This is a genomic window from Paenibacillus sp. FJAT-26967, assembly GCF_001541095.1.
Classification (GTDB): domain Bacteria; phylum Bacillota; class Bacilli; order Paenibacillales; family NBRC-103111; genus Paenibacillus_F.
The window spans coordinates 1,347,665-1,363,285 of the sequence record NZ_LMXH01000001.1; the positions used below are offsets into that span (position 1 = coordinate 1,347,665).

Sequence of the window (15,621 nt, forward strand, 5' to 3'; positions counted from 1 at the left end):
TGAAATGATCCAGGAACAGGCAGCATTGGAAGAACAGAATGCCGTATACATCCGTGTCGGTCATTCAGAAGACTTTCCGCCCCGTTTGGGTAAGACGGTTTTTGTCGACAAGAAAGAGATTGCGGTTTTCCGGTTAACGGATGGGCGCTTTTGCGCCATCGACAACCGGAGTCCTAACCGTAAGGGAGGCCCGCTTAGCGAGGGAATGGTATCGGGTCATACCTTATACGATCCTCTGTACGACTGGAAGATTAATCTTCTGGATGGCCAAGTAATGGCGCCCGATACGGGACAAGTGAAAATTTATCCGGTTAAAATCGAGGGAAGCGACGTTCTGATCGGTCTCTAAATGTTCCTCTGTTCGGATCTCTTGTTCCCTTCATCCTGTTTTACTACCGCGAGGAGATGACTCTGCAATGTTTACCGAAACCGTAGAACAAATGGCGGCTGCGGCCGCAAAGAAGAAAAAGTTCCTGTCGGATAGCCTGCTCCGCTATTTGGCCGCAGCAGGTTTGGCGGGCGCTTATGTCGGACTGGGCATTATCCTTATATTTTCGGTCGGAGCTCCCTTGTTTGCAGCGGGTTCACCCGTCACGACGATGGTTATGGGCCTCTCTTTCGGAGTAGCGCTGACCCTTGTTATCTTCGCAGGATCGGAGCTTTTTACAGGCAATAATATGATCTTTACGATCGGGACTCTCTCGCGCACGGTTACCTGGAAGGATACCCTCGTGAACTGGTTCTGGTGCTACATCGGGAATTTCGCGGGAGCCATGGTTCTGGTGCTGCTTGTGGTGGGAGCGGGCGTATTCGCCAAAATAGCGCCGGATCATCTGCTGATGACCATTGCGGCCAAGAAAATGAACATGGACCCCATGCAGCTCTTTTTCCGGGGAATCTTATGTAACTGGTTCGTCTGTCTGGCTATATGGACTTCGATGAAAGCGAAGGAAGATACCGCGAAGCTTATCCTGATCTTCTGGATGCTGTACGGCTTTATCGCTTCGGGATATGAACACAGCATCGCCAACATGACGGTCCTTGGACTGGCTCTAATGCTGCCGCATCCGGAGACGATTACGCTTGCCGGCTGGTTCAGCAATATGATTCCGGTTACTCTCGGCAACATCGTCGGCGGAGCCTTCTTCGTGGGCATGGTCTATTACTTCATCTCACCCGTTAAAAAAGGCGGCGGCAAAACGCTGTAATCCCCGGACCTGGCAGGATCGCGGCCGCGAACGACTGTGCTTGCTTTCACAAAGACACAAAGACACAATTATTCGGATCTAATTTATGAGAAATTCATGGGTTACCAGATGAAGGACCTTCCCGCTCCATCCATACAGGGGCTTAGAAGGTTCTTTTGCATGTCTTCCGGCCAATCTGCGGTCAACCGGGCTTGTTGATGTCGTCGATGTCCATGGTCGGTGTAAAGCGGTATCCGGGGATGTTTAAGGCTGCACGCAAAAAAAAGTGCACCGGCTACATCCGGCACACTTCTATGGGGCAGTTCTCACAATGGCAGATGCCTTTGAGGTAATCCAGATCACGGATCAGAATGTAGCCATTGTCCATTTCGATCGCCTGGGCTTTGCGGAGGTCGCTGAACATGCGGTTCACGCTCTCGCGGGTGGAGCCGATCATATCGGAGAGCTCGGAGTGGGTGAGCTTCTTCGTGATTCGGATGGTTCCGTCATCTTCATGTGCACCGTATGTGTTCGATAAGCGGATGATCGTAGAACAAAGAGCGCCCGGCTTGCCGTACAGCATCATATCGCGGTACTTCGTCTGGGTCATCCGGTGGGCGAGACCCATCCAGCGCATGAACTCCAGCGCGAATTCACCGCTCTGCCAGATGAGCATCTCTACGTCCTTCTTGTGTGCGACGCCGATTACGCATTCTTCGAGCACCTCGGCACTGTACCAGTGCTTAGTATCGTCATAGGGGTCGATCATTCCGATTAAATCGCCTTGCTGATATAAGTAAAGGACAAGATCTTTGCCTTCGTCAGTGGACTTCGTAGCGCGTACTCTGCCGCTTTTAATGTAATACAGTTTATCAGCCGCATCGCCTTCCCAGAACAAATAGGAACCGGGCTGGAGCTTCTGCTCGTGCATGGCATCTGTCAGCTTCTGTAAATTCTCTGTTTTAAAAGAAGCGGTATTGCGCGGATTGGAGTTTATTACAGGATGTGTTTCGGTATTCATGAGGCTTCTCCTCCTCTATTCCTTCTGCTTCCAGTATAACGGATATGATCTTTATCATATATGACAAAAGTCACAGCACCGGTCTATTTTATTACCCTTTGGTAAAAAGTGCAAACTTTAGGAATTGTCCGCGTACAACAGGACGCGTTCATTCGTCCCTTTATAAGAATAAAAATCAGAGAGCTCCTTGCCCGAATCCGTGCTGTGCTGCGCAGAACTTCTATGCCTGGTTCTATAGCCGAAACTTCTGCAGCTGATGGCCTTCCGTTATCCGTCCGATAATTACCGGCGGACGATTCTAACCGCTTCTTTGTTCAGCAGTTCTTTTATGATCCTGACTCTTATCGTATCCTTGAACAGCCATATGGATCATGAACGAAGCGGCAAAGAATACTCCGTTCTGGAATATCCGCCTTTATTAAATACGGGGATGACGCCGACAAAGAAAAAGCTCTCGCTGCGATCAGCCAAGACCCTGAACTTAGCCGCTCGGTCGGGCAGCCTATCGTGGCGGAGCCTTACATGATCAGGTCCGATATCCGTCAGGATGAGCGGGAGGTTGCTAGGCTTGAGCAGTTTACGCTGACAGTCCCGAAGGAGGCTTTTGCACAGGGGAAAGAGCCTGAATTGTCACAGAGATCGGCTGAATTTGCTACCGATGAAGAAGCTTGGGCAGCGGTAAACATTGATCCGCGTTATATAATCTTGAGTAAAAAGTTCCAGTTTGCTCCAGAGGAATGGCCGGATAATGACCAGATGATGCGTACCCTCAAACAAAAGCTGAGCGCAGGTGACAAGCTCACACTGAATGTATTTAATAAACCGGCTGCGCCTAATACACCCGGCTTCGGTAAAGACCCTGAACTGGCAGGAACCGCGGATATCGAAATTGCCGGATTCGCGGACACGAATACAGGTATGGAATTTTACAATATGATGTTCGTCCACCCCGAAATAGCGGATAAGTTTAGAGCGGAAGGATTCCGGTGGAGTATTTGACCGTGAAGGGTGAAGACATATTGAATGTAACTATGCACAAAAAGCTGACGCCCGTTTTTCTGAAGGCATCAGCTTTCTTTTTTAAATGGAGAGACTGCTTGTGATCTGACACCGGCTTCCGGCTGCTTTACGAATAAAACTGCTCAATATCCGTCAGCATCTGCTCGGCAAGAGGGAAGACCCATTCCTTTTCTTTACGCATATGCTCAAGCAGGATGAAGCACGACTGGAGTACATGGGATACCGAACGTTTGGCACACAAGCTTTCCATCGACTGCTCTTCTTTACAAGCCTGGAAGAATAACCGCAGGTTATGGACGGCCATCTTGTATTCCTGTTTCATAACAGCCGTCGGGCCCATTTTGTCACCGGTATAGAGATCGACGATCGGGAACAGAGTCTCCTGCTCATCCTGCTGGTACTGCTGAAAAAATTTCAGAAAACGCTCGGCGCGCACTTTGAGCTCGTGCAGTTCCATCTTCAAAGCAGCCCGGTCACCTGTCGTACCGATGCTGCGGGCAAGCATCTGCAGCTCCAGCAGATCGGCCTCCAGAAATTCATGCTGCTGCTTTAAGTAATATAAGGCATCGGATAATTGGCTGCCGGGGTCCATTGCGTTGTAGGGCAGTTGTTCCAGCGTTAACGTACTCATGATCTATTCCTCCTGTCGAGTCTTTCGGGTGACAAACGATCGGACTTGCGGACTTAGGTGCGGAAAAGAAGGATCCGCTTCAATATATAACGGGATATCCCGCTGTCAGGGCGAATGATTGCGGATCGTCCGGCGTATACATCGGATGTAAATAGCCGTTCTTAAGGGTGAGAACTTCTTTTCTCATTCCTAGGATAAGGCAGATTACGGTAATCTGTCTGTGAGAAATGTCATAGTGAAATAATTCACAATTCCCTTATAATGAAGGTGTAGAAAGAGACACTAGGAGGCGGAGAATATGGCTGTACAGGAGGGAGAAGCTGTAAAACCGGCGGCGGCTGCCAAAGCAGAGGTAGACCGGCTGGTGGAGAGGGCCAAGAAGGCCCAGACGGCTTTTCAGGATTTCGATCAAGCTCAGATTGATACAATTGTACAAGAAATGGCTCTGGCCGGTGCAGACCGGCATATGGTTCTAGCCAAGCTGGCTGTTGAAGAAACAGGGCGCGGCGTCTACGAGGACAAAATCATCAAGAATCTTTTCGCGACAGAGTACATCCACAACTATATCAAATATGACAAGACGGTTGGAGTGATCGATGATGATCCTTTTACCAGCACTCAGACGATAGCCGAACCGATCGGTATTATTGCAGGCGTAACCCCAGTGACGAATCCGACCTCTACGACCATGTTCAAAACACTGATCGCCATCAAAACGCGCAATCCGATCATCTTCGCCTTTCACCCGTCCGCGCAGCGATGCAGTTCAGAAGCGGCCCGGGTCTTGTACGAGGCTGCAATCCGCAGCGGAGCGCCCAAAGATTGCATCCAGTGGGTGGAGACGCCATCCATGGAAGCGACCCATGAACTCATGAACCACGAAGGAGTCGCGCTTATCTTAGCGACCGGCGGCTCCGGCATGGTCAGATCCGCTTACAGCTCCGGCAAACCGGCGCTTGGCGTAGGCCCGGGCAACGTACCGTGCTTTATCGAGAAGACAGCCGATTTGCGCCAGGCCGTTACGGACCTGATTTTGTCCAAGACCTTTGACAACGGAATGATTTGCGCATCCGAACAAGCGGTAATAGTAGAGGAGGCCATCGCAGCCGATGCCAAAGCGCTGATGAAAGCGCAGGGCTGCCATTTCCTCAGCGCCAAGGATACGAAGAAGCTAACTCAGTTCGGTATGAAAAGCGGTTGTGCGGTCAATGCCGCCATTGTGGGCCAGTCTGCGGTGCGGATTGCCGAAATGGCCGGATTCGAAGTTCCGGCCGGAACGAAGATCCTGATCGCGGAGCTTGATGGCGTCGGACCTGCCTATCCGCTGTCAGCAGAGAAGCTCAGCCCCGTCCTGGCCTGCTACACGGTGCCGGATGCAGCGGCCGGCATTGAGAGGGCGGCCGAGATTGCGGCTTTCGGCGGCCTGGGCCACACATCGGTCATCCACTCGAATGATGACACGGTTATCGCAGCCTTCGGCAGCAAACTTCCGACGTGCCGTATTATCGTGAATGCACCGTCCACACACGGGGCGATCGGCGATATGTACAACGCCAATATCCCGTCGCTGACGCTCGGATGCGGATCTTACGGCCGCAACTCAACTTCTTTGAACGTCACGGCTGTCAATTTGATCAATATCAAAAAAGTCGCACACCGGACGGTGAATATGCAGTGGTTTAAAGTGCCGGATAAAATTTATTTCGAAAAGAATTCCACTCAATATCTGGCTAAGATGCCGGACATTACCCGGATTCTGATAGTCACGGACCCGATGATGGTTAAGCTGGGATATGTGCAGCGCGTGGAACATTATCTGCGTATGCGCAGGCTTCCGGTTGCGATTGAAGTCTTCAGTGATGTGGAGCCGGATCCTTCCGTGGATACGGTCGAGCGCGGGACAGCTGCTATGAATGCGTTCCAGCCGGACTGTATCATCGCCCTGGGCGGAGGTTCGCCTATGGATGCCGCGAAAGCGATGTGGCTGTTCTACGAATATCCGGATGTTACCTTCCATTCCCTGAAGCAGAAGTTCCTGGATATCCGCAAGCGGACGTTCAAATATCCGAAGCTCGGCAACAAAGCGAAGTTCGTTGCGATCCCGACCACATCGGGAACAGGTTCGGAGGTCACGTCTTTTGCAGTCATCACGGATAAAAAGAACGGCCACACCAAGTATCCGCTGGCGGATTACGAGCTTACGCCGGACGTAGCCATTGTGGATCCGGAATTCGTATACTCGCTGCCCAAAACAGCCGTAGCGGACACCGGCATGGACGTTCTGACCCACGCCATTGAAGCGTATGTATCGGTTATGGCGAGCGATTATACGGATGGCCTGTGTCTCCAAGCGATTAAGATGGTGTTCCAGCATCTGGAGAATTCGTATGCGACCGGTGACAAATTAGCCCGCGAAAAGATGCATAACGCTTCGACCATTGCCGGTATGGCATTCGCCAACGCGTTCCTGGGCATCAACCACAGTCTTGCGCACAAATGGGGCGGACAGTACGGTACGGCGCATGGACGCACGAATGCGATTCTCATGCCTTATGTGATCCGCTATAATGCGGCGAAGCCTACGAAATATGCTTCGTTCCCTAAATATACGCATTACTGCGCGGATGAGCGCTATGCCGAAATTGCCCGCACGCTGGGTCTTCCGGCTTCCACGACCGAAGAAGGCGTAAAAAGCCTGATCGAAGCGATCCGCCGCATGAACAAGGCGCTGGGTATCCCGGCCACATTCCGCGAACTCGGATTCGATGCGGATGATTTTGAAAGCCGCGTTGAGCAGCTTGCAGACAAGGCTTTTGAGGATCAGTGTACAACTGCTAATCCGAAAATGCCGCTGGTCAGCGAACTGGCCGATGTGTATCGCGACGCTTTCTACGGCCGGATTTAACTTCATCCACCAAGAAACCGATAAAGCCAGATAAGCAGGGTATGCTGTAACGGCAGCCGAATACATCTTGAGAGTATTGTCAGAATACGAACGTCTTACCGGACCGGCCGGTTGATCCGGCCGCTCCGTTCATTCCAAGGAGGGAACTGAAATGGCCATTGAAGAACGCGACATGCGTACGAAGTCTGCTGAAGAAGGAGTATACCGCGGGTTCCGCAAAGGAAAGTGGCAGCGGGCAATTGATGTGCGTGACTTTATCGAGCTGAACCTGACACCTTACGAAGGAGACGAGGCTTTTCTGGCCGCTCCGACGGAGGATACGAAGAAACTCTGGGAAGTCGTAAGTGATTTGACCAGGCGGGAACGGGATAATGGAGGGGTGCTCGACGTAGACGTCAATACGGTCTCCTCCATCGTATCCCATGCCCCGGGTTATCTGGACCGGGACAAAGAGCGTATTGTCGGCCTGCAGACTGATGAGCCGTTCAAACGCTCCGTACAACCTTTTGGCGGGATCCGGATGATGGAGGATGCATGCGAAGCTTACGGGTTTAAGCTTCCGGAGGATATGGTCCGTCTGTTTACGGACATCCGCAAGACGCATAATCAGGGCGTATTCGATGCCTACACCACAGAGATGCGCAGCGCCCGAAAAGCCGGGATCATCACAGGACTGCCGGATGCTTACGGCCGCGGCCGTATTATCGGAGACTATCGCAGAGTAGCCCTTTACGGTATTGACCGCCTTATTGCGGACAAAAAGCAAGAACTTTTCCTTCTTGAAGTGGATGCAATTACGGAAAATGTCATCCGCGATCGAGAAGAAATTTCCGAGCAGATCCGTGCGCTGGCTGAACTGAAGAAAATGGCGGCGGATCACGGCTTTGACATCTCCAAGCCGGCGGCTAACGCCCAGGAAGCCTTCCAGTGGCTGTACTTCGGTTATCTGGCTGCCATCAAAGAGCAGAACGGGGCTGCCATGAGCCTGGGGCGTGTCTCCTCCTTCCTCGATATTTATATCGAGCGTGATTTGAAGGAAGGCACGCTGACCGAATCCGAGGCGCAAGAAATCGTCGACCATTTCGTCATGAAGCTGCGGATCGTCAAATTCCTTCGCACTCCGGATTACAATGAATTATTCAGCGGTGACCCGACATGGGTAACGGAGTCCATCGGAGGCATGTCGCTCTCGGGCAAGACACGTGTGACGAAGAATTCCATGCGTTTCCTGCATACGCTCTATAACCTCGGGCCGGCTCCGGAGCCGAACCTGACCGTCCTCTGGTCGGAACAGCTGCCGGAAGGGTTCAAGAAATATTGCGCCAAAGTCTCGATCGAGACGAGTTCGATCCAGTACGAGAACGATGATCTCATGCGCCCGTTCTACGGCGACGATTACGGAATCGCCTGCTGTGTGTCCGCGATGAAGATCGGCAAGCAAATGCAGTTCTTCGGCGCCCGTGCCAACCTTGCCAAAGCGCTCCTTTACGCGATTAACGGCGGTGTGGATGAGAAGCTGGGCATTCAGATAGGACCAGAGTCCGTACCGGTTACCGCAGAGGTGCTGAATTACGATGAAGTCATGCATAAATTCCGCGGTGTGATGGAGTGGCTTGCCAAACTCTATATGAACACTTTGAACGTTATTCACTTTATGCACGACAAATACTGTTACGAGCGGATCGAAATGGCGCTTCACGACCGTGAAATCGTCCGCACGATGGCTTGCGGCATTGCCGGATTGTCCGTAGTTGCAGATTCGCTCAGTGCCATCAAGTACGCTAAGGTGAAGCCGATCCGCAATGACAAAGGAATTGCCGTAGATTTTGAAATCGAAGGCGAATATCCGATGTACGGCAACAACGATGACCGGGTTGATTCTATCGCCGTAGAGCTCGTGGAAGCGTTCATGGGCATGATCCGCAGGCATCAGGCATACCGGAATGCGGTTCCGACCCAATCCGTTCTGACGATTACATCTAACGTCGTATACGGCAAAAAAACCGGTTCGACACCGGATGGGCGTAAAGCCGGAGAACCGTTCGCTCCGGGTGCGAACCCGATGCACGGACGCGACCGCAAAGGTGCGCTTGCTTCCCTCGGTTCGGTAGCGAAGCTGCCTTACGAGCACAGCCTGGACGGTATTTCCAACACCTTCTCGATCGTTCCTAAAGCGCTCGGTAAGGAAGCCGAGACCCGTAAGATGAATCTGGTTCATATGCTGGACGGTTATTTTGAGAACAATGCCCATCATTTGAACGTGAACGTGTTTGACAGACAGCAGCTGATCGATGCTATGGAGCATCCTGAGCAGTATCCGCAGTTAACCATCCGGGTGTCCGGCTATGCCGTCAATTTCATTAAACTGACCCGCGAGCAGCAGCTCGACGTAATCAACCGGACGTTCCACGGTTCCATGTAAGCATGGCCCGGGATTCGTTCGAAGTAAAGGACGTGTTGTCATGATAGGCAGAATTCATTCCATCGAAACGTTCGGTACGGTAGACGGTCCCGGTATCCGATTTGTACTGTTCATGCAAGGCTGTGCACTCCAGTGCGGTTACTGCCACAACCCGGATACTTGGGATACGAGTACGGGGCGTAAGGTTACGGTAGAGGAGATCCTGGACGAGATGGAGCCTTACATTTCTTATTATAAGAAATCAGGCGGGGGCATCACGGTAACGGGAGGAGAGCCGAGCCTGCAGGCGGTGTTCGTAGCGGAATTGTTCCGTGAATGTAAAAAGCGCTTTGGGCTGAACACTGCACTCGATTCATCCGGATTTTGCGAAGTGGGCCATGAGCACGTACGCGAAATGTTCGAAGAGACGGATCTTGTTCTGCTGGATCTGAAAATGATGGACCGGGACAGACATATCCGGCTTACGAGCCAGCCGAACGACAGAATTCTGCGGACAGCGCGCTGGTTGTCGGATCATGGCAGGCCTATGTGGGTGCGCCGGGTCATCGTACCCGGACTCACCGACACAGAAGATGAACTGGTCCGCCTGGGTTCTTTTATCGGAAGTCTGGATCATGTGGAGAAATTCGAGCTGCTGCCTTACCATAGCATGGCGCTGTACAAGTGGGATTTGCTCCAGCGGGAGTACCCGCTGAAGGATGCACGCACTCCTACCGATGAGGAGATGCAGGCGGCCCGGCAAATCGTGGATCGGGCCCGCCAGGAAGCAGCCGCTCGGAATGGTGTATATAAGAATTAGGACAAGTCTACCATCCGAATTTAATAGACTCTGCTATCGTTCTTCCCATCCAGCTTCCGGCCACCCCAATGGCCGGAAGCTTTTTCGTCATGTTTGTCCAAGTTTCGCATCTGTAAAGGTTTCGTAACTACTTGTGTCGAAAGATGCTTTAGTATGAGTAATAGAGAGAACGTTGTGATGGAAAACGGGTGCTCATCGTTATAGATACAGGCAGGCGAAGGCAGTTTTTGAAGATCCTCATAGCGATTCTATATGTATATGGACAAACATAGACAGGCTGATAGAAACAGAGAACAGCCGGAGAGAACATAATGGGAGAAGGAAGAAAGCAATGAAGAAGAAAAGAAGGTTTAAATTGCGTTATCCGTTGATGCTGGCGTGCGGTCTATTTATTGCCTACAACGCAGGGAATTCCTTATGGCACGCAAGCGAGACGGGAACAGCGGGTACAACGACACAGCTGGAGCAGCCTGCGGCAAGCATGGCCCCTTCGGCCGGCACGAGTACACGGCCGAGTCCGACACCGGCACATCCGGCCGAGACCTCCACACCTGTGCCGTCTCCGACGGCAAGCCCGGTTAAGACGCCGAGCCCGACACCGACGCCGTCACCGACACCAGCCACACCGTCACCGACACCGGTTCCGACGAAGACTCCGCAGCCTTCGGACTCACTGAAGCCCGCTGTACCGGTACATTCTGTCGTCACTAACCGCAAACTCGTCGCTTTAACGTTTGACGACGGTCCTGATTTACACTGGACACCTCTGGTGATGGAAGTGCTGAGAGAATACAATGCGAAGGCAACGTTTTTTCTGGTCGGCCAGCAAATCGACAAATATCCCGATATGGTCAAGAAAATAGTTAGCGAAGGTCATGCCGTCGGCAACCATTCCTGGAATCATGCCCAGCTTCCCAAGCTGACGGAGGAGCAGGCCAGACTGCAAATGACACGAGCTGACGATGCGCTGAAAAAAGCGATCGGGCATGGAACGAATCTGTTCCGGGCACCTTACGGAGCTTTGAATGAAAGTGTCAATCTGACAGCAGCCAAAGAAGGCCAGACGATCGTCGGATGGTCGGTTGATACGAAAGACTGGGCGGGCAATTCCGCGCAAAATATTCTGAATAACGTTAAAGCGAATATAAAGCCCGGCGGGATCATTCTCCAGCATAGCTACGGGGGCAAAGGCGGAGATTTAAGCAATACGATTGAAGCGACACGGCTCATTTGTGAATACCTGCAAGGGCAAGGGTATGAAATTGTGACTCTGCCTGAACTATTAACTGCCCGATAAGCGATCCTGCAGCTGCGCTCTGTCGGTCGCAGAGCCGGATACTGCCGTCCATGCCTTGAGATAAGGTTGTGGGCGGTTTTGCTGTGAGAGGGGCAGGATGGGACCATATTTTAGAGGACCATGATCAGTAAAGCTTTGTTATAATGGACCTAGCATGAGAAAAGGGGAATGTCATGAAGTGGAGAACTGATAGGTTTCAGCGTCCGGCGGCAAGTCTGCTGACGGCTGCACTTTGTGTGCTGCTAAGCGGTTGTCAGCTTATCGCTTCTTCTCCCGTGGAATTGCTAAAGGCACCGGCTATGAGCTCTAGCCTGTACCAGTTGAGAGAAGCGGTTACGCATTATTTGCCGCAAGGCGCTGTTCTTACCAATCCCAATAAACTGCCGGACAATGGTGTGGCAGGTTCTATTTTTCAAGTGGATCTGAACGGGGATGGACAGAAAGAAGCGGTGGCCTTCTACCGGCTTCAGAAAAACGGTTTTCAACTGGGGGCCGTCATACTGGAGCAGGGTGATGGAGAGTGGCGTAAGGTTGCCGATATCAATGAACTCGGACGCGAGATTGACCGGGTGGATTTTGTAGATGTGACAGGGGATAAAGCTTCCGAGCTTATTGTGGGCTGGAGCGCAGGCGAAACCCAGAGCAAGGAGCTTTTCGTGTATACAATGAAAGGTTCCGAAGTCAGTGAAATGGAAAAAATCGCTTACACCGAAATTGCTATCGGGGATATGGACGGCAATGGAATACCGGAGGTAGCGGCCATGCTCCTCGAGCGTGAGAAGCTGGAGGCATCTGCTTCTTTGTATTCATTTGCAGACGGCAAAAAGAAACTTCTCCATAAATTGCCGATGGACGGCGGCGTTAACGGCTACTATCAAATGGTGATCGGTAAAGCGGCTCCGGGCCAGAACGGCATCTTCGTTGATGTAGGAATAGGGAGTCACGCGTCTTATACGTCCTTGCTCGTGTGGAACGGCGGGAAGCTGAAAGATGTTTTCAGCCAGAAAGATGACATGGGTAACGTGATGACCTTCAAAGATTATCCCGGCAAAACTCAGGACATTAACGCGGATGGGATTATGGAGATTGAGCTGCTCAAAATCCCCCCATTCAACGAAAGCAGTTCTTTGGCCGATATGCCCTGGATTCATCAGTGGTATCAGTGGGACGGCAAGAACGGTCTTAAGTGGGTGCATGATAACTATTACGACACCGGTGTATCGTACCGGTTTGATTTCCCGGAGACATGGCGGGGGAAAATTACGCTGGAGCGGTCTAAATCGGGCGGCACGGACGGTTATACGACTTTTTACTATTTGAGCGCTAACCGTAAAGAAAAAGCGGAGCTTTTGACCATCCGATATTATCCGACCGAGCAGTGGGAAGACATGAAGAAGGAAATGGAAAAGAAAGAAATCGATTTTGTTGAGCTTGACACGGTCTATGGAAGTAAAACGATTGCGTTCCTCCCTGAACGGCCGACGAACTTGTCGGTGAAATCTCTGCAGGAGTACAATCAAATGAAGCTGAGCAAGAAGGATGTGCAGGAGCGGCTGAAGCCCGCGTATTATTAAGGGACAAGGAGGAAGATCGGCTTGAGAGTACTCGTACTGGAGGATGAAGAATCCATCCGAGGGTTTATCCGGATTAATTTAAAACGCAATGATATCGATGTTACCGAAGCGCAGACGGGAGAAGAGGCGCTCCGAATCGTGAAGGAGCAAGGTCCGTTTCATATGGCGCTTCTTGATGTGATGCTTCCCACTAAAATGTCCGGTTTCGATGTGTGTGCCGAGATCCGGAGAATGTACCCCAAAATGGGCATCATTATGCTGACCGCAAAATCCCAGGATACCGATAAAGCCGAAGGGCTTGAAATCGGGGCGGACGACTATGTCACCAAGCCTTTCAGCCCGGTAGAGCTTATAGCGAGAATTAAAGCGTTGTACCGGCGGCTGGAAATACCTGAACGCGAGCCGGCTAAATTAAGCTTGTCCTGCGGGGCTTTCAGCCTGCAGCTTAAGGAGCGGAAGCTGCTCAAAGGGCAGACCGAAATTGATATTACACCGACTGAATTTGCCATCCTCAAATTATTCATGGAGCGGCCCAATCAGGGGATTTCACGCGATGAAATCCTGGATGCGGTATGGGGGAAACACTTTGTAGGTGATTTGAAAATCGTGGATGTGAACATACGCCGCATCCGCCAAAAAATCGAAAGTGATCCTTCACATCCGGCCCATATTGAGACGGTCTGGGGTTACGGATACTTATGGAAGAAGGATTCCGGTTTTGAGCAGCATCAGGAGTAAGGTTGTATGGAATTTCTTGTTGATTATCGTATTTATTGTGCTGCTGCTTGGCGGTCTCTTCCTGGGAACGATTTACCAGTATTATTACGGGAGTGCTCTTCAGGCGCTGAGCGAGCGTGCCAAAGTAACGGTTGAATTCTACAACAAGTATTTCGCGATGTCCTCTTTGCAGGAGAGGGCCCGTGATATTCTGCAGGAGCTTGGCAATGATGAAATGACACGCGTGGAGATTGTTGATCTGAACGGCAATCTCATTATCGATTCGTACGGATTTGCGTCCAAACGGAAAATCGAAACAGCGGATGTGCAGTCGGCTCTTCTTGGAGAGCCCGGCAAATGGATCGGGATGAATGCCGATACGAAGGAAAGAATTCTGGCACTGTCGAATCCGCTAAAGAACGGAGACCGGATCGTCGGAGTTCTCCGCCATACGACGTCGATTGAAGAGATTGACGCCATGGTTATGAAGACGGCGTGGATTATTATCGGCATCGGAGCGGCAGTTATTCTGGTATCGTTGTCCGTTAGCTTAATTCTGGCGAACCGGATTGTACGGCCTATCCGGGAATTGACAGGCGTTGCCCAGAATATGGCTCAAGGCGATTTTCACAATAAGGCGCTTAAGAGGAATGACGATGAGGTCGGTCATTTGGCCGAAACGCTGAACTACATGGCCGAGGAGATTCTGAGGAACGACAAACTCAAGAATGAATTCATTTCTTCGATTTCCCACGAGCTGCGGACTCCGCTGACCTCGATCAAGGGCTGGAGCGAGACGCTGGTTTCCGGTGATCTGAGCGAGAAAGAGGAGACGATGATGGGACTATCTGTCATTTCCAAGGAGACAGACAGGCTGATCGGGCTGGTAGAGGATCTGCTTGACTTCTCGAAGCTTCAGTCGGGGAATATGAAAATGCTGCGGGAACCCGTTGACGTAAACCGCATTGTGCAGGAAATGTACCAGCAGTTTGCGGCAAATTGTCAGCGCCGGAAGATGATTCTGCAAATATCGCTCGCCGATAAGCCGACATTCGTCATAGGCGACTCCAACCGGCTGAAGCAAATCTTGATCAATCTGCTCGATAACGCAATGAAGTTTACCCCGGAGAACGGGGTTATCCGCATTGCGGCTGAGCAGGATGAGCATCAGGTCCGGCTGATCGTAGAGGACCAGGGGGAAGGGATTTCTCCCGAAGCGGTTAAATACGTAACCGACAAATTCTTTAAAGCGGATAACAGACAGCCTGGAAGCGGGCTTGGTCTGTCGATCTGCCAAGAGATTGCCCAGCTTCACGGCGGTACGCTGGAGATCAGCAGCAGACTCGGTGAGGGAACTACCGTTACGGTCGCTCTGCCTCGTTTGATTGAGGAAGAGTAGCTGGGACAAGGGCAGAGTGAGTTCAGAGGGATGAACAGACCGATCGAGTGCAGCACCGTTTGTCTGCCGATGAACGTCTCTATACGGGAGCAGGTGAAAGCTTGCCTGATGAATAAGTACGAGCGTCATACCGATATAGCTTTGGCATTCGAGAAGACGATAGGGGAGCAGCAGGTTGCTGCGGTCCCTGACAGCCCCCCGGTAGCGTTGAAGCGTCACAACAAAGGAATCCAAACTTAAACCTTACCCCAACCGCGCATACCGTACTCCATACAAAGAGGCTTTCCGGCAGATCTGAGATTTGCAGGAGAGCCTCTTTCATTTATCGGATGCAGTCTTATGAAAACTAAGTTTACCTTTTCATAAGAGATCCGTCTCTCCGATCGTCCGCAGGCTCCGCAGGCTCCGCAGGCTCCGCAGGCTCCGCAGGCTCCGCAGGCTCCGCAGGCTCCGCAGGCTCTGCTTCCTCCAGGGTCAACTTTGCCGTATACCGCATACTCGCAATAGCCCGTTTCGTCTTCCCATTGGCAGCAGCCGGTGACGCAAAAAGCAGAAAGGAATGTTCTCTGCGCTCCGGCTCCGCTGCAATGGAGGATTAACAGCGGATGATCAGCGGATTGCATGTAAAAAACGGTTGGAAATGATTATT

Annotated in this window: 14 protein-coding genes; 11 read left to right on the plus strand and 3 right to left on the minus strand. The window is 51.6% G+C overall.

The genetic code is table 11. From position 1 onward, the window contains the following. The first annotated feature begins 4 nt into the window (after window positions 1-4). Window positions 5-349, plus strand: a complete 345-nt coding sequence (nirD, locus tag AR333_RS05895) for a nitrite reductase small subunit NirD (RefSeq protein ID WP_068774357.1) — start codon at window positions 5-7, stop codon at window positions 347-349. Window positions 350-416: 67 nt separating this feature from the next. Then, a complete protein-coding gene (locus tag AR333_RS05900) occupies window positions 417-1,208 on the plus strand; it encodes a formate/nitrite transporter family protein (RefSeq protein ID WP_068774358.1) in 792 nt (263 codons plus the stop codon). 274 nt (window positions 1,209-1,482) lie between these two features. Here AR333_RS05900 and AR333_RS05905 read toward each other — a convergent pair whose 3' ends face one another. Then, window positions 1,483-2,208, minus strand: coding sequence for a Crp/Fnr family transcriptional regulator (locus AR333_RS05905; protein WP_068774359.1), 726 nt, complete (start codon window positions 2,206-2,208; stop codon window positions 1,483-1,485). Window positions 2,209-2,730: 522 nt separating this feature from the next. Between AR333_RS05905 and AR333_RS05915 the strand changes: the two genes are divergently transcribed. Continuing rightward, the gene (locus AR333_RS05915; protein WP_068774361.1) at window positions 2,731-3,207 is read left to right on the plus strand and encodes a hypothetical protein; all 477 of its coding nucleotides are present in this window, start codon (window positions 2,731-2,733) and stop codon (window positions 3,205-3,207) included. A 127-nt stretch (window positions 3,208-3,334) separates the two neighbouring features. Here the strand turns inward: AR333_RS05915 and AR333_RS05920 are convergent, their stop codons facing one another. Further along, window positions 3,335-3,859: a hemerythrin domain-containing protein gene (locus AR333_RS05920; protein WP_068774362.1), complete on the minus strand. Its 525-nt coding sequence runs from the start codon at window positions 3,857-3,859 to the stop codon at window positions 3,335-3,337. Between the two features lie 298 nt (window positions 3,860-4,157). Here AR333_RS05920 and adhE point away from each other — a divergent pair, with 298 nt between their 5' ends. The 8 genes from adhE to AR333_RS24575 all read left to right on the plus strand — a co-directional run bounded on the left by adhE (window position 4,158) and on the right by AR333_RS24575 (window position 15,212). Beyond that, entirely contained in the window at window positions 4,158-6,764 is a 2,607-nt protein-coding gene (gene adhE / locus AR333_RS05925; protein WP_068774363.1) for a bifunctional acetaldehyde-CoA/alcohol dehydrogenase, read from the plus strand. A 151-nt stretch (window positions 6,765-6,915) separates the two neighbouring features. Next, a complete protein-coding gene (gene pflB, locus AR333_RS05930) occupies window positions 6,916-9,186 on the plus strand; it encodes a formate C-acetyltransferase (protein WP_068774364.1) in 2,271 nt (756 codons plus the stop codon). A 40-nt stretch (window positions 9,187-9,226) separates the two neighbouring features. Then, window positions 9,227-9,985, plus strand: coding sequence for a pyruvate formate-lyase-activating protein (pflA, locus tag AR333_RS05935; RefSeq protein WP_068774365.1), 759 nt, complete (start codon window positions 9,227-9,229; stop codon window positions 9,983-9,985). A gap of 331 nt (window positions 9,986-10,316) precedes the next feature. Continuing rightward, window positions 10,317-11,282, plus strand: coding sequence for a polysaccharide deacetylase family protein (locus AR333_RS05940; protein ID WP_068774366.1), 966 nt, complete (start codon window positions 10,317-10,319; stop codon window positions 11,280-11,282). A 173-nt stretch (window positions 11,283-11,455) separates the two neighbouring features. After that, a complete protein-coding gene (locus AR333_RS05945) occupies window positions 11,456-12,856 on the plus strand; it encodes a hypothetical protein (RefSeq protein WP_068774367.1) in 1,401 nt (466 codons plus the stop codon). Between the two features lie 21 nt (window positions 12,857-12,877). After that, window positions 12,878-13,594 (plus strand): response regulator transcription factor, encoded by a 717-nt coding sequence (locus AR333_RS05950; protein WP_068774368.1) that lies wholly within the window; start codon window positions 12,878-12,880, stop codon window positions 13,592-13,594. After that, on the plus strand, window positions 13,575-14,972 hold the full coding sequence (locus AR333_RS05955; RefSeq protein WP_068774369.1) for an ATP-binding protein: 1,398 nt from the start codon (window positions 13,575-13,577) through the stop codon (window positions 14,970-14,972). Before AR333_RS05950 ends, AR333_RS05955 begins: the two co-directional genes overlap by 20 nt. Window positions 14,973-15,002: 30 nt before the next feature. Continuing rightward, window positions 15,003-15,212: a hypothetical protein gene (locus tag AR333_RS24575; RefSeq protein WP_156430841.1), complete on the plus strand. Its 210-nt coding sequence runs from the start codon at window positions 15,003-15,005 to the stop codon at window positions 15,210-15,212. Window positions 15,213-15,324: 112 nt separating this feature from the next. Here AR333_RS24575 and AR333_RS24915 read toward each other — a convergent pair whose 3' ends face one another. Then, window positions 15,325-15,468, minus strand: coding sequence for a hypothetical protein (locus tag AR333_RS24915; RefSeq protein WP_172798773.1), 144 nt, complete (start codon window positions 15,466-15,468; stop codon window positions 15,325-15,327). Window positions 15,469-15,621: the final 153 nt, after the last annotated feature.

Bases quoted from the DNA above. Each gene is read 5' to 3' on its own strand.
- nirD (WP_068774357.1), top strand. From the start codon at position 5: ATGATCCAGGAACAGGCAGCATTGGAAGAACAGAATGCCGTATACATC.
- AR333_RS05900 (WP_068774358.1), top strand. From the start codon at position 417: ATGTTTACCGAAACCGTAGAACAAATGGCGGCTGCGGCCGCAAAGAAG.
- AR333_RS05905 (WP_068774359.1), bottom strand. From the start codon at position 2,208: ATGAATACCGAAACACATCCTGTAATAAACTCCAATCCGCGCAATACC.
- AR333_RS05915 (WP_068774361.1), top strand. From the start codon at position 2,731: ATGATCAGGTCCGATATCCGTCAGGATGAGCGGGAGGTTGCTAGGCTT.
- AR333_RS05920 (WP_068774362.1), bottom strand. From the start codon at position 3,859: ATGAGTACGTTAACGCTGGAACAACTGCCCTACAACGCAATGGACCCC.
- adhE (WP_068774363.1), top strand. From the start codon at position 4,158: ATGGCTGTACAGGAGGGAGAAGCTGTAAAACCGGCGGCGGCTGCCAAA.
- pflB (WP_068774364.1), top strand. From the start codon at position 6,916: ATGGCCATTGAAGAACGCGACATGCGTACGAAGTCTGCTGAAGAAGGA.
- pflA (WP_068774365.1), top strand. From the start codon at position 9,227: ATGATAGGCAGAATTCATTCCATCGAAACGTTCGGTACGGTAGACGGT.
- AR333_RS05940 (WP_068774366.1), top strand. From the start codon at position 10,317: ATGAAGAAGAAAAGAAGGTTTAAATTGCGTTATCCGTTGATGCTGGCG.
- AR333_RS05945 (WP_068774367.1), top strand. From the start codon at position 11,456: ATGAAGTGGAGAACTGATAGGTTTCAGCGTCCGGCGGCAAGTCTGCTG.
- AR333_RS24575 (WP_156430841.1), top strand. From the start codon at position 15,003: ATGAACAGACCGATCGAGTGCAGCACCGTTTGTCTGCCGATGAACGTC.
- AR333_RS24915 (WP_172798773.1), bottom strand. From the start codon at position 15,468: ATGCGGTATACGGCAAAGTTGACCCTGGAGGAAGCAGAGCCTGCGGAG.